The organism is Rufibacter sp. DG15C (genome assembly GCF_001577755.1).
Taxonomy (GTDB): Bacteria; Bacteroidota; Bacteroidia; order Cytophagales; family Hymenobacteraceae; genus Nibribacter.
In genome coordinates, this window is sequence record NZ_CP010776.1 from 1,812,509 (window position 1) to 1,826,654 (window position 14,146).

General features: G+C 47.4%; 13 protein-coding genes. 5 read left to right on the forward strand and 8 right to left on the reverse strand.

Features of this window, described 5'->3' with window-relative positions:
• Window positions 1-13: 13 nt before the first annotated feature.
• Window positions 14-619, forward strand: coding sequence for an OmpH family outer membrane protein (locus TH61_RS07725; protein WP_066508001.1), 606 nt, complete (start codon window positions 14-16; stop codon window positions 617-619).
• Between the two features lie 93 nt (window positions 620-712).
• A complete protein-coding gene (locus TH61_RS07730) occupies window positions 713-1,777 on the forward strand; it encodes an RluA family pseudouridine synthase (RefSeq protein WP_066512654.1) in 1,065 nt (354 codons plus the stop codon).
• 104 nt (window positions 1,778-1,881) lie between these two features.
• Here TH61_RS07730 and TH61_RS07735 read toward each other — a convergent pair whose 3' ends face one another.
• From TH61_RS07735 to mazG, 8 genes are all read right to left on the reverse strand, one after another.
• Window positions 1,882-3,354, reverse strand: a complete 1,473-nt coding sequence (locus TH61_RS07735; RefSeq protein WP_066508005.1) for a tetratricopeptide repeat protein — start codon at window positions 3,352-3,354, stop codon at window positions 1,882-1,884.
• A 47-nt stretch (window positions 3,355-3,401) separates the two neighbouring features.
• The gene (locus TH61_RS07740) at window positions 3,402-4,358 is read right to left on the reverse strand and encodes a PstS family phosphate ABC transporter substrate-binding protein (RefSeq protein ID WP_066508007.1); all 957 of its coding nucleotides are present in this window, start codon (window positions 4,356-4,358) and stop codon (window positions 3,402-3,404) included.
• On the reverse strand, window positions 4,345-4,602 hold the full coding sequence (locus TH61_RS07745) for a hypothetical protein (protein WP_066508009.1): 258 nt from the start codon (window positions 4,600-4,602) through the stop codon (window positions 4,345-4,347). Before TH61_RS07745 ends, TH61_RS07740 begins: the two co-directional genes overlap by 14 nt.
• 141 nt (window positions 4,603-4,743) lie before the next feature.
• Complete coding sequence (locus TH61_RS07750; protein WP_066508011.1) at window positions 4,744-5,565, reverse strand: energy transducer TonB; 822 nt, start codon at window positions 5,563-5,565, stop codon at window positions 4,744-4,746.
• Entirely contained in the window at window positions 5,565-6,086 is a 522-nt protein-coding gene (locus TH61_RS07755; protein ID WP_066508012.1) for a biopolymer transporter ExbD, read from the reverse strand. Before TH61_RS07755 ends, TH61_RS07750 begins: the two co-directional genes overlap by 1 nt.
• A gap of 14 nt (window positions 6,087-6,100) precedes the next feature.
• Window positions 6,101-6,703: a biopolymer transporter ExbD gene (locus TH61_RS07760; RefSeq protein WP_066508013.1), complete on the reverse strand. Its 603-nt coding sequence runs from the start codon at window positions 6,701-6,703 to the stop codon at window positions 6,101-6,103.
• Window positions 6,704-6,731: 28 nt separating this feature from the next.
• On the reverse strand, window positions 6,732-7,586 hold the full coding sequence (locus tag TH61_RS07765; protein WP_066508015.1) for a MotA/TolQ/ExbB proton channel family protein: 855 nt from the start codon (window positions 7,584-7,586) through the stop codon (window positions 6,732-6,734).
• 252 nt (window positions 7,587-7,838) lie between these two features.
• Window positions 7,839-8,630 carry a nucleoside triphosphate pyrophosphohydrolase gene (gene mazG / locus TH61_RS07770; protein WP_231862322.1) on the reverse strand — a complete coding sequence of 264 codons (792 nt, stop codon included), beginning with the start codon at window positions 8,628-8,630 and terminating at the stop codon, window positions 7,839-7,841.
• 609 nt (window positions 8,631-9,239) lie between these two features.
• Between mazG and glmM the strand changes: the two genes are divergently transcribed.
• The 3 genes from glmM (at window position 9,240) to TH61_RS07785 (ending at window position 14,120) form a co-directional block, all read left to right on the forward strand.
• Window positions 9,240-10,631: a phosphoglucosamine mutase gene (gene glmM, locus TH61_RS07775; protein ID WP_066508017.1), complete on the forward strand. Its 1,392-nt coding sequence runs from the start codon at window positions 9,240-9,242 to the stop codon at window positions 10,629-10,631.
• A gap of 129 nt (window positions 10,632-10,760) precedes the next feature.
• Window positions 10,761-11,903 (forward strand): cysteine desulfurase family protein, encoded by a 1,143-nt coding sequence (locus TH61_RS07780; RefSeq protein ID WP_066508020.1) that lies wholly within the window; start codon window positions 10,761-10,763, stop codon window positions 11,901-11,903.
• Between the two features lie 276 nt (window positions 11,904-12,179).
• Window positions 12,180-14,120, forward strand: a complete 1,941-nt coding sequence (locus TH61_RS07785; protein ID WP_082780333.1) for a PAS domain-containing sensor histidine kinase — start codon at window positions 12,180-12,182, stop codon at window positions 14,118-14,120.
• Window positions 14,121-14,146: the final 26 nt, after the last annotated feature.

Genomic DNA, 14,146 nt, shown 5'->3' on the forward strand with positions numbered 1-14,146 from the left:
AAAGTAACTTACAATGAACAAATTGAAATCTCTGTTGGTGGCCGCTTTTGTATGCGTGAGCATGGCTTCATTTGCACAGACGGGTACCGTTAAGATTGGTTACACCAACGCGAATTACATTATCAGCCAGTTGCCTGAGAGCCGTCAGATTGAGTCTGATCTGAAAGCGCACAGCGGTCAATTGGAGAAAGAACTTCAGAATAAAGTGAAAGATTACCAAGGCAAGTTGGAAGCGTATAACAAAGGAGCTGCCGCCATGACTGACGTGATCAGAGCTGATAGAGAGAAGGAATTGACTACGCTTCGTTCTTCTATTGAGGAGTTCCAACGCAACGCAGATGCTTCTTTGCAGAAAAAAGAGCAGGTGGCGCTTGAGCCAGTGATGAACAAAATCCAGAAGGCCATTGATGAGGTTGCCAAAGAAAACGGCTATACCCACATCTTTACCGCTGAGGCTTTGTTGTATGGTCCAGAAGACGGAAACAACTTCACTGACTTGGTATTGAAGAAATTAGGCGTAACGCCAGGTGCTAAGCCTGCGGGCCCAGCTGCTTCTACTCCTAAGCCAGGTGCTACACCAGCCAAACCAGCTGCAACGCCAGTTAAGAAGAAAAACTAAACGGCGTCTTATTTAACGGAAAAGCCGATGGTGATGCACACCATCGGCTTTTCCGTTTTTTGCCTATTTTACCCAAAACAAGCCAAAAACGACATGATCTCTTCTCTGGACCAGGAAGATGAAGCTGCCAACAGCCTAGATTCTGACGACCTCTTTGAACACCACCGCATTGTCGTGGACAAAGGACAGGCCCTGCTGCGCGTTGATAAGTTCTTGATGGACCGCTTGCCCAACGTGACACGTAACAAACTGCAGGAAGCTATCAAGGCCGAGTCTGTGCGGGTGAACGGTCTTTCTATTAAGGCTAGCTACAAGGTAAAGCCCTTGGATGTGATTACCATCACACTAGCAGACCCTCCTCGTGACACAGACATAGTACCAGAAGACATTCCTTTAAACATTGTCTTTGAGGACGAGGACCTGATGATTATAAACAAGGCCGCTGGCATGGTGGTGCACCCAGCGTACAACAACTGGTCTGGCACCTTGGTAAACGGATTGGTGTTTTACCTGCAAAATCTGCCCACCACTCGCAACGGCGAGATCAGGCCAGGTTTGGTGCACCGCATAGACAAGGACACGTCAGGGTTGCTTGTAATAGCCAAGACTGAATTGGCCATGGCGCACCTGGCACGGCAGTTCTATGACCACTCCATTGAGCGCACCTATTATGCATTGGTGTGGGGAGTGCCTGCTCAAGAGAAAGGAACCATCACCGGTCACGTGGGGCGCAGTGCCAAAGACCGCAAGGTGATGGCGGTCTATCCAGAGGGAGACTTCGGGAAGCACGCTGTGACGCACTATGAGGTGCTGGAAAGCTTTGGCTATTGTAGTCTGCTTAAGTGTAACCTGGAGACGGGACGCACGCACCAGATTAGAGCGCATATGAAGTACCTAGGGCATCCGTTGTTTAATGATAGTACCTACGGCGGGGATAAGATTGTCAAAGGCCAACATACGGGCTCTTATAAGGCTTTCGTGCAGAATACGTTTGATGCTTTGCCTAGGCAGGCACTGCATGCCAAATCCCTAGGCTTTATTCATCCAAGAACCCATGAATTCCTGCAATTTGAGTCTGACCTACCCGAAGACTTCTTAGCCGGGTTAGCTAAGTGGCGTCAATACGGGAAACTCTTAGAAGACCGAGCTCAGCAGTAAGAACCGTTTTTGGCCTGTTTTCTAGAAAGTAGCCTAAAAACGAAGCCATAAAAAAGGGTCGCTCTAAGCTAGAGCGACCCTTTTCTGTTAATAGGTGTTTGATATTACTTCAGCGCTTTCAAGCCATTGATGGCATCAGCGTTGGTTGGATCTAAGGCTTGGGCCTCTAACCAGTACTTGGTGGCGTTGGCTTTGTCCTTCTTAGTGTAATAGTAGTAGCCTAAGTAGTTGTTGGCAATCACCAAGTCCTTCTTGTATTTCTCTTTGTCAGCTGAGGTCAACTCAATGAACTTCTCATAGTGAGGCTTAGCCAGTCCTTGCTTGCTGTCAGTGTCAATGTAGGCATTAGCACGGGCTCTCCAGAAGTGACCGTACGCGTAGTTCGGGTTCTTGGTGGTGATGATAGTATAAATGCTATCTGCCGTCTGGAACTGGTTGTTCAACTCATGCGCCTGACCAAAGTAGAACAAGTCTGTGTTGGTAGGAGGAGTAGTGCTGAACTTCGCCTTATACGCTTCTATGGCCTTAGGATAGTTCTTCAGCTTGGTGTACTGCTTCGCTAGTAAATCATCATACAAAGGATTCTTAGGATCTACCTGTTTGGCCTTCATAATCAAGTCTACCGCCTCTTGGTTTTTGTTGTTCGCCACCAAGGCGTTGGCATAGTACTCATAGTCAGAAGGAATACGCTTAGACTCATCATACTTGCTGAAGTAGGCAGTCATAGCCTCCAAAGCCTTCTCGTTCTGCTTGGTGTCTACTAAAATGTAGCCCTTCAGACGGTTCATGGCAATGTTGTTAGGATCTACCTTTAGCGTATTGTCTATCTCTGCTTGTGCCGCGGTGTAATCTTTGGTCAAATACAAGATAGAGGCATACTTGGCACGCGTCTCTGGCGTGTTCTCAGCCATGGTCACGTACTTCTTGATGTACTCAGCGCTCTTAGGCAACTGGTCTGCACGGTAGTACAGCTCCGCAAATTCTAAGTAAGCCGGTGCGTAGTTGGCGTCTGCCGCAATGGCCGCGTCTAAAGACTCCTTAGCCGCTGTAAAGTTACGGGACTGGCCATACAACTGACCTCTGCGTAAATGGGCTTTGGCAAATTTAGGGTTGGCTGCAATGGCTTTGTCATAGTTAGAAAGCGCCTTGCCACCATCTTTGCTCTGCTTTAAGTACGCATCGCCTAAGGCTACAAAGGCTGCAGCATTCTTAGGATCTTTCTTTACCGCTTCTTCCAATACTTTAATGGCTGGTGCCAAGTCTTTAGCGTCTGCGTCTACATACGCTTCACCAATGCTAGCCATCACACTTGCATCTTTGTTCTTGGTGAGGGCCAAGGCTTTGTCAAAGAACTGTTGCGCTCCAGCGGCATCACCTTTCAGTAACGCCTCTTTGCCTTGTTTCACTAAACCCATGGCAGGGCTGTCCTGCATAAGGTTTGTATAGGATACGTAAGCTGAGGAAGCACTATTTTCAAACTCACCAGAACGTTGCCCGTCTACACCATAGGCAAGGACTCCGGCAGTTGGCAAGAAAGCCACTGCTAAAATCCCATACTTTTTCCAGTTCTTAATCATTGTGTTGTGTGTGGTTAGAGTTATAAGTAATTGTTGTAAGCTGTTGTCTATTCTTCTTCTTCAGAGAAACCTACAATCCGTACCGGCATAGAGGCTGGCACCAATCCAGATTTCAATACTATTCGTTGACCTTTGTCTCCTGCCACAAAGGATGCAAAACCTGTGCCAAGACCTGTTCTAGCTTCACGGCTTATAATAAAAACCTGTCTGGTTAAAGGATAAGTTCCTTGAGCCAGGTAGGCTTGGTAGGGCTGTACGTAATCCTCAACGGACGTGGGGGCGTTTTTAGTGCTAATGCCTACCACATTTACCTTTTTCAAGAAACTGGTGGTGGTGGTGTCATCGCGGTCACTTATCCAGTTCACCCCAATCACGCCAATGGCATTTTTGTTCTGGGCAATGTAGTCTACCAGGTTTCTATTAGACTTGGTAGCATAGGTATTAGAAGGCAAAGGCTTCTTGAGGTTGATAGAATCCAAGATGTAGCGCGCCGTGCTAGAGTTGCTGTTGTCAAAGACAATGGTGATGGGGCCGCTGGCCTTGGCACCGCTCACTTGACGCCAATCCGTGAATTTACCGGTAAAGATGTCGCGCACCTGCTGGAGCGTCAACGTTGTGTCTGTGTTGGATTTGTTGATGATTAGGGCAATACCGTCTGTGGCAATATGTATGACGGTGGGGGTAATCTTTTCCCGGGCAAAAGCGTCTTTTTCTTCTTGGTTTAAGCGGCGGGTAGCCACTGCCAGGCGTATGCTGTCCTGCAGAAGCGCTTGCATTACTAGTCCCTCTGACTGGTACACAGGCTTAATCTTGGCGTACTTGTATAGACCCATAAAGGTGTCTATATGGGACTCCAGAATAGGGGCGAAGGACTCATCCACTCCAATTTTAATCTCACCAGAGGTAGGAGTGTCAGCAGGGGAGGAGCCGCCTTGGTTACAGGATAGAAACGTGCAAACAATAGCGATGACTCCTAGACGGAATAAAATATTAAACTTCTTCATCTCTGCTGGAAGGCTTTTTAAAGTAGAGTTGATAGCTTCTCACAAATCTAAACAAACCATATAAGAACAGCATTCCGCCAAAGATGTATTTGCTGTTCTGGGCGACGTTCAATTGTTCTTGGCTGGAGAATATCACAAAAAGGCCAACACCCAGATACACCAGAGCCATGAACATGGAGGCGTATTTTAAGGCAGAGCCCGATTTGGCACGCGCTGGTTTGACCGGTCTTTGGTAATTCTCCATAGGATAGTATACGTTTTATTTAGAGTTTCTAGCAAGAACCTGTTTGGCCTTTCACTTAAAAAAGAACTCCGGAAACAAACCATGCCGTGGCTTAGTTTATTTCCGGAGTTGGGTAAGCCTTTCAGCGTTGTGCTGAATTAATTATTTGATGGCAATACGGTAAGGGATTGTGTATTTCACAGACACCTTACGGCCGTTTTGCTCACCTGGATTCCATCTTGGCATGCTCTTCACAACGCGAACAGCTTCCTCGTCTAATCCATAACCAAGCTTCTTCAAGATCTGTACATCAGATACTTCTCCTGTTGGGCCTACTACAATAGAGAGAACTACGGTACCTTCAACACCTGCGCGCAAAGCGGCAGATGGAACGCGGTAATTTTTCTGAAGGTATTTGTACATGGCATCTTGTCCACCTGGGAATTCAGGCATCTTTTCTACCGCTACATATACTTTGTCTTCAAAAACCTCTTCTACTGGACCTGTGCCTTCGTCAATACCTTCTAAGGTTGGCGGCGCATTAGGATCCCCTTTTACAGTTTCAGTTCCTGCGTCAACTTCTTTCAGTTGCTCTTGGTCCGGAATTTCTTCCTCGCGTACTTCTTCGTCACGTTTTACAACCGGTGGCGTAAACTTGATAGTTGAACGCACGGGCGGCGGTGGTGGTGGCGCATCTGGTGGTGGTGGCGGTGGCGGAACCACTTTCTCTACAGACGGTGGCGCTTCTAAGTCCACTACTGTGATTTTTGGTGGCGCTTTCACCACATCACTATCACCAAAAAGCGCTTTCCTGATTACCGGAGCACCTAAGGCTATCACAAACAGAACAATGGCAATGACAATGGCTCTGTTAATGTGAGTGTTGTAAATCTTACGAAGGCGATACGCACCGTACTCTTTGTTACGGCCTTCAAAGACCATATCATCAAGAGAAGCGGTAGCTAAATAATTGCTATTGTCCATTATCTACCTCCTTTTTGTGTAAGTAAAGTGGCATCTGCATTGTCCATTTCTACAATGGCGTACTTCTTGGTATTGGTAATGGTCATCTCATCCAAGACATCCACCACGTTCTTATACGTAGAAGTTTCATCTGGCTTAATCAGAACCACAAGCTTAGGGTTTGCCTGAGTAGCCTCAAGAACAATTTTACGGATACCGTTTTTAGACCAGTCAGACTGGATTAAGTCAACTGGGTTTACGCCATCATTCAAGCCTTTGTAATAGAAGATTTTGTCTTCATCTCCTAAGAGAATAGTCATTGCATTGGATGCTTTCAATGGCAACTGCTCTTCTATGTTCTTTGGCTTAACCGGCATGTTGATCTCCATCGTTTGCGGCTTCGCAAGCGTGGTAGTCATCACGAAGAATGTTAGCAAAAGAAAGCCCAAGTCCACCATAGGTGTCATGTCAATGCGAGTTGACATTTTCTTGGCCCGTTTCTTACCGCCTGAGTCTCCGGACTGCTGTTGTATTTCTGCCATGTCGTTAACTTAGGTTAAAGGGTCGGTCTGGTTTCCATGTCGGTTACCAGGTTGAACCGGTTAATCTTTTTCTCTTGCAAGATCTCAATCACACGTCCTACGGCTGGGTAGTCAGAAGAACCGTCACCTTTCACGGCCACAATGGCCTTAGGGTTAGAGTATCTGGTCTGCATGATCCAGTCGCCTAGTTCGTTTCTAAGAGAGTCTGTAGGGATGCCTGGCTGGTTTACTCGCTTCTGCTCCTCAGGAGTCATGTTCAAGAAAGACTTTAAGCTGGCAATTGGCACACCAAAACTAGCACTTCTAGAGAAAAGCTCTTTCTCCTCGTTAGTAAAGGCAATACCGTACTTCTCTCCCATTTTTTCAATGAGTTTACGTCGGGTGTTGGTTCCGTCTACGTTGTAGAAAACACGTCCTTCTTTTCCAACAGAGATGGTAATCACGTCAGAGTCAGGGAGTTTGATTTCAGATACAGAAGACGGAGTGTCCACCACCAGCACTTCTTCTGGTGCGAACTTCGAAATAAGCATGAAGAACGTTACCAGAAGGAATGCTAAGTCCACCATGGGCGTCATGTCCAGGGAGGGTGATGTTCTATGTACTTTTACTTTAGGCATTTTTCCTTCTATTAACTTAAAAAGCTAATTACATTCTGTTGCTTTCACCATGCTGAGCGGCATACGTCTGAATGATGCTGAAAGAAGCCTCATCAATGCTGTATGTCAACTCATCAATTTTGCTGGTGAAGTAGTTGTAGGCAACGATAGCGATGGTTGAACCAGTAATACCAAGAGCCGTGTTGATCAAGGCCTCAGAGATACCGTTTGCCAGCTGTGTTGCATCTGGGGCTCCACCTGCAGTTGCAAGGGCCGCGAACGCTTTAATCATACCCAATACTGTACCAATAAGACCTACTAGTGTAGAGATAGAGGCAATAGTAGAGATGATTACCAAGTTTTTCTCAAGCATTGGCAACTCAAGGGCAGTAGTCTCTTCAATTTCTTTCTGGATAGCCAAAATACGCTGATCCTTAGTCATTGATGTGTCAGTGTGCATTTCTTGGTACTTCAAAAGACCGGCTTTCACCACGTTGGCTACAGAACCTTTTTGCTGATCGCAAAGGGCAATAGCACCATTGATATCATTCACGTTCAATTTCTGACGTACGTTGCGCACAAACTGCTCAAGACCTTTAGTACCTTTTGCTTTAGAGATTGTCAAGAAACGCTCAATAGCAAACGCTACTACCAGGATAACGATAGAGATCAAGATAGGAACGATGAAACCACCTTTGTACACCTGACCTAGGTAATTACCAGGAAGTGGGTGATTGGCATTGTCTCCACCTTCAAAGTTAGCTGGGTTACCAAGGATGAACATATAAATCAAGATAGCAGCGATAATTGCAATCGGAATTACGATGCTGGCGAACATTGAGCCTGCTTTGCCGTCTTTTTTCTGTACTGGTTTTGCAGTTGCAGGTGCACTCTTTTTTTCCATTGTGTCTAAGAATTTAGGTTTAGTTGTTTTGTGTTACTCTGTGAGTTGTTAAAAAATTTGTTATTACTAAAAACGCTCATAAACGCTATTCCCATCTGTTTGTTCCAAAACTTTGAAACCTAGCTTGTCTCTTCATGAGCAACATAAATACAAGCCTAGGGATTTTAATGCAAAATATCAAATATAGTGGTAAAAAACATTAGTTCTTTACCGGTATACTCTAAGATAATTGCAATTAAAATCTATTTTAGATTAAAGTTGCTTGGCTTGGTTCCAGTAAACTTCCATTTGCTCCAAGGTTAGCTCATTTATCTTTTTCCCTTCTTGCTGGGCGCAGGCTTCAATGTGCTGGAATCGTTTGATAAACTTAATGTTGGTCTTCTCTAACGCTTCTTCTGGGTTTAAATCTAGAAAACGGGCGTAATTAATTAAAGAAAACAAAACATCTCCCAATTCATCTGTGGCCTTGGCCGTGTTTTCTGGGCTAAAGGAAGGAGCTTCCACCTCGGCCTTAAACTCAGCTAGCTCTTCTTCTACCTTCTCCCAAACCTGATTGGGCGTGTCCCAGTCAAAACCTACCCCGCGGGCCTTCTCCTGTATTCTCATGGCTTTCACCAATGAGGGTAACGAGGCAGGAACGCCGGACAAAACAGATTTATTTCCCTCTTTGAGCTTGAGGCTCTCCCAGTTTTTCTTTACCTGCTCTTCTGTAGTAGCCTCTGCGTCACCGTAGATATGCGGGTGCCTAAACACCAGTTTGTCACATTGGGCGTGCAGCACATCGGCTAAATCAAAAGCGCCTTGCTCAGAGGCAATCTTGGCGTAAAAGGCCAAGTGCAGCATCACATCTCCCAATTCCTTTTTGATCTCAGGCAGGTCTTCTTTTAAAATGGCGTCTGAGAGCTCATAGGTTTCTTCAATGGTGAGGTGCCGCAAGGTGGCCATGGTCTGCTTCTGGTCCCAGGGGCATTTCTCCCGCAGGTCATCCAAGATGTCCAAGAGTCGGTTAAAAGCATCTAGCTGGGCTTGGCGGGCGGCAGTCATGGGTCTACGCTGTTCTTCCATAAGCCAAAGATACATCCAAACCCAAATGAATAACCAATGCTTGACGGTAACTTAATCTTTTAGTAACACATATAACAACAACTAAACCTTCTTAGGCACGTTTGGGGCCGTAGCAGCTAACTGCTGTCTATCTTATATATAAGTACTGCGGGCGTATGCATCTTTCGTTTCGTTTAAGGGATTCTGACTATAAGATGCAGGGGTCTCCCATTATCCATAAAAAGATTTTAAATTTTTTTTAAGCTGCTGGTAGGGGAGGGGGTCATCTGGCGGTCTATGGATAGCGGCACCTGCCATTTTGTAAAAGAGAAAATGTCCGTTTTTGGCCTGCTTTCTGTAAAACAGGCCAAAAACGGCAAGGGCACACCAGATGGCAGGTGCTCCACAAAATTGGGGTAGGGAGTAGTGGCTCCACTAATATTATTAGTAATCCCCTTGTGTGGCCTTATAAGGGCTAAGGGCAAGAATATAAACCAGTTGGGGTGTTTTTTGAAATCAAGTATTTATAAGGGATTGGCAGGGATGTCATCAAACTTTCAAATAATAGGCAAGGTTTTGCTACTTTTGTAGGATATAATTGAAGAACACGTGGCGTTAATAAAATCTATTTCAGGAATAAGAGGTACCATTGGCGGGGAAGTAGGCGAAGCACTTACACCATTAGATGTAGTTAAATTTGCGGCCGCTTTTGGCACGTGGGTACTACAGACCACCAATAACAACAACATTGTCATAGGCCGTGACGCCCGTCTCTCCGGAGACATGGTGAACCGACTGGTAGTGGCCACCTTGCAGGGCTTGGGCATCAATGTGATTGACTTGGGTCTTTCCACCACCCCAACCGTAGAGATGGCCGTGCCTGCTAAGAAAGCCGGCGGCGGGATTATCTTGACGGCCAGCCACAACCCCAAGCAATGGAATGCGCTTAAGCTCTTGAACCAGCACGGCGAATTCATCAATGACCAGGAAGGTAAACTGGTGTTGGAGTTGGCAGAAAAAGAGTCGTTCCAATTTGCCGAGGTAACCAAACTGGGCAAGTACACCCAAAGCGATAAGTTCCTGAAGCGTCACATTAAGGCCATTACAGATTTACCTTTGGTAGACGTAGAGGCCATCAAAGCCGCCAACTTTAAAGTAGTGGTAGACGCGGTGAACTCCTGCGGAGGTTTTGCGGTGCCACAACTCTTGGAGGCCTTAGGCGTGACGCAGATTGAGAAATTATACTGTGAGCCAGACGGCAACTTTCCGCATAACCCAGAGCCGCTGCCTGAGAACCTAGGCGAAATCTCCCGTATGATGGAGAAAGGCAAGTTTGACCTGGGCATTGTAGTGGACCCAGACGTGGACCGCCTGGCCTTGGTCAATGAAGACGGCAGCATGTTCGGGGAGGAATACACCCTGGTGGCCGTGTCTGACTACGTGTTGCAGAATACGCCGGGCAATACCGTTTCTAACCTTTCCTCTACCCGCGCGTTGCGTGATGTGACTGAGAAATCGGGCGGTACGTACTTTGCCTCTGCCGTTGGCGAGGTGAACGTGGTAAACATGATGAAAGCCCAGAACGCGGTAATTGGCGGCGAAGGGAACGGAGGCATCATCTATCCAGAGCTGCACTACGGCCGTGACGCCTTGGTGGGCATTGCCTTGTTCTTGACGCACCTGGCTAAGTCTGGTTTGAGCATCTCTAGGTTAAGAGCCAAGTATCCTAATTACTATATCTCTAAAAACAAGATTGAATTAACGCCAGACATTGACGTGGACGCGGTGTTGGCCAAAGTGCAGAAGCAGTATGCCAAGCAACCAGTCAACACCATTGACGGCGTTAAGATTGAGTTTGACAAAGAATGGGTGCATTTGCGCAAGTCCAACACGGAGCCCATCATCAGAATCTACGCTGAGTCTGACTCACTTTCTACGGCAGACCACCTGGCCAATAAAATCATTGGTGATATCAAAGACATCATCTCTGAGAAAGCATAAGTAAGAGGCCGCACCCGTTTGAGAGAACTAAGTGCGGCCTTTTTCCCTTTATACCCTATATATTGCATGTGTATGCACCTCCCAAATTGTTTCATCTGTTGCTGTTGCCATAATTAATACCTTTTCACCATGCGAGTTTACCTGGACAATGCGGCCACCACGCCCTTAGACAAAGAAGTTTTTGAGACCATGGCTCCCTTTATGCTGGAGCACTATGGCAACCCTTCCTCCATTCACTCGCACGGTAGGCAGGTGCGCGCCGCCATTGAAGGCGCCCGCAAAACCGTAGCCAGCTTGATCAATACCTCACCGGCAGAGATTTTCTTCACGTCGGGTGGCACAGAGGCAGACAACGCAGCCATTATCTGCACCATCCGTAGTTTGGGCTTACAGCAGGCCGTTACCTCACCTTTAGAGCATCACGCGGTGTTGCACTCCTTTGAGTCATTGGAGAAGCGCGGCGAAGTGCAGGTAACCATGCTGCGAGTAAGTGACAAGGGAGAGTTGGACCTGGCGCACCTAGAGGAAACGTTGGCCAGCCAGCCGCGCACCTTGGTGTCCCTTATGCACGCCAACAATGAGATAGGCAATCTTAATGACCTGCAAGCCATTGCAGACATCTGCAAGAAGTATGACGCCGTGTTGCACTCAGACACCGTGCAGACCATGGGCCATTACAAGCATGACGTACAAGAGCTGGGCCTCAATTTCTTGGTGGGCTCAGGGCATAAATTTCACGGGCCTAAGGGCGTGGGCTTTATCTATGTAGATTCGGCTATTAAAATCCATCCCTTGATTCAGGGCGGGTCACAGGAGCGCAACATGCGCGGTGGCACAGAGAACGTGTACGGCATCATTGGTTTGGCCAAAGCCCTGGAGATTGCCTACCGTGACATGGACGAGCACCACCGCCACATCCAGAGCCTGAAAGACCGCATGATTCATAAACTGCGCGAGGAGATTGAAGACGTGCAATTCAACGGCTTGTCTGCCGAAGGCGATAAAAGCCTATACACCGTCTTGAACGTGAGCCTGCCGGCCTCAGAGATGAATGAAATGCTGTTGTTCAACCTGGACATCAACAAGATCTCAGCCTCTGGCGGGAGCGCCTGCACCAGCGGCGTAGACTTGGGTTCACACGTGTTGCGCGCCATGAACGCAGACATGAACCGCGGCAACGTGCGTTTCTCGTTCAGCAAATACAACACCGCAGAAGAGATTGACTACACGGTGGCCACGCTAGCCAAGCTGTACCAGAAAGTAACAGTGTAATCTACATTCAGTTTCAAAGTGAGAGCCCCGCCTTATAAGCGGGGCTTTCGTTTTTAGGCTGTTTCCCCAGAAATAGCCTAAAAACGACTTATGCGTGTGGAACATGATTTTTAGAGGTTAAAGCAGGTATTTTGAAATTGTTTCGGTCAGTTAGCCGTATAATTCGTCTAAGATTAGGAACACTAGAACCTAATACCAGAAGTTAATGTTTTAACCAAACGTATTTTGTGTAGTATTACCACAGGATAGTGTGCACCCCATCCTTTCAGCAGCAGTATGAATCCAGAATTAGAGCTCGTTTCAAATTATAGTCAAGAGAATCAAAAGGAGGACATTTATAGGCTGTTGATTGAAGGCATTAAGGACTATGCCATTTTCCTGATAGACCCCGAAGGCCATATAGCCACCTGGAACGCAGGTGCCAAGAAAATAAATCAGTATGACCAGGAAGAGGTCATGGGCAAGCACTTCTCTGTGTTCTATACGCCAGAATCCATTGCCAAAAACTACCCAGCGTATGAGTTAGAGCAAGCCTTAAAGAACGGCCGCTTTGAGGACGAGGGCTGGCGGGTGCGCAAGGACGGTATTGTCTTCTGGGCCAACGTCATCTTTACGCCCATCTACAATGAAAGCGGCAAACACCTGGGCTTTTCCAAGATTACCCGTGACCTCTCTGAACGCAAGAAGGCCGAGGACGACCTCTACAAAGCCTATGAAAATCTAAAAGACAGCGAAGAACGGTTCCGGCGCTTGGTAGAAGGCGTTACAGACTACGCCATCTTCATGCTGGACTCTGCCGGCCACGTGGCCACCTGGAACGAGGGCGCCCGTCGCATAAAAGGGTATGAGGCCCATGAGATCATCGGGAAGTACTTCGGTAAGTTTTATAGCCGTGATTCTGTGCTGGACGGGTATCCAGAATATGAGTTGAAGGAAGCCCGCGCCCACGGCCGCTTTGAGGACGAGGGCTGGCGTTACCGCAAAGATGGCACCGCTTTCTGGGCCAATGTGATCATCACCGCCATTTACAATGACAAGAAGGAGCTGATTGGCTTCTCTAAAATCACCCGCGACCTTACCGAGAAGAAGCAACTGGAGGAACAACTCTTCAGGACCAACGAGGAACTGCGCGAAAGCGAAGAAAAGTCCAGACTTCTGATAGACAGCGTGCAGGACTATGCCATTCTCATGCTCAACACAGAGGGCTATATCATGAGCTGGAACACTGGCGCCGAACGCATTAAAGGCTACACGGCCCAGGAGGTGATAGGCAAGCACTTTTCTGTCTTTTACCCTAGAGAGGCTATTGAAAATGGGTTTCCGGCGTTTGAGCTGAGCAAAGCCATACAAGACGGCCGCTTTGAGGACGAGGGCTGGCGCGTACGCAAGGACGGGGCCGCCTTCTGGGCCAACGTGGTCTTATCACCGGTGTACAACTCAGACCATAGGCTGCTGGGCTTCGCGAAGATTACCAGAGACTTAACAGAGCGCCGCCGCAACGAGGACCTCATGCAGAAAAACAAGGAGCTGGTGCGCATCAACAACGACCTAGACAATTTTGTGTACACGGCCTCGCATGACCTCAAATCCCCAATCGCTAACCTAGAAGGGCTGCTGCTTGCCTTAAAAGAGGACTTGGGCGCAAACTGTGTGCCGCACCAGAACATTTTGTCCATGATGGACGGCTCTCTGCAAACCCTGCGCAAAGTGATCAATGACCTTTCTGAGGTAACCAAGCTGCAGCAGGCAAAAGATGAGATAGAGCACGTGAACCTGCTACAGCTGCTAGAAGAAGTGAAGGCCAACCTGCGGGATACCATCAAAACCAGCAACGCCGAAATTGTAGTGGGGGATATGGACTATGAAATGCTATCCTATTCCCGAAAGAACATGCGCAGCATTCTGTATAACCTGGTGTCTAACGCCATCAAGTACCGCGACCCGCAACGTGCGCCCAAGGTGACGCTCAGTACCAAGGTGTCAGAAAATGGGGACTTCATTCTCTCTATCATAGACAACGGGCTAGGGATTCCAGCACACCAAGTACCTAAGATTTTTGCCATGTACAAGCGTGTGCATGACCATGTAGAAGGCACGGGTATTGGTCTTTATTTGGTTAAAAAGATTCTGGACAACTCTGGCGACGACATCAAAGTGTTCAGCACGGTAGGGCAGGGCACCGCTTTCCATTTGCATTTCAAAAACCAGAAGGTTTAATAAGAGGTAGATTTTAAAGAATCACA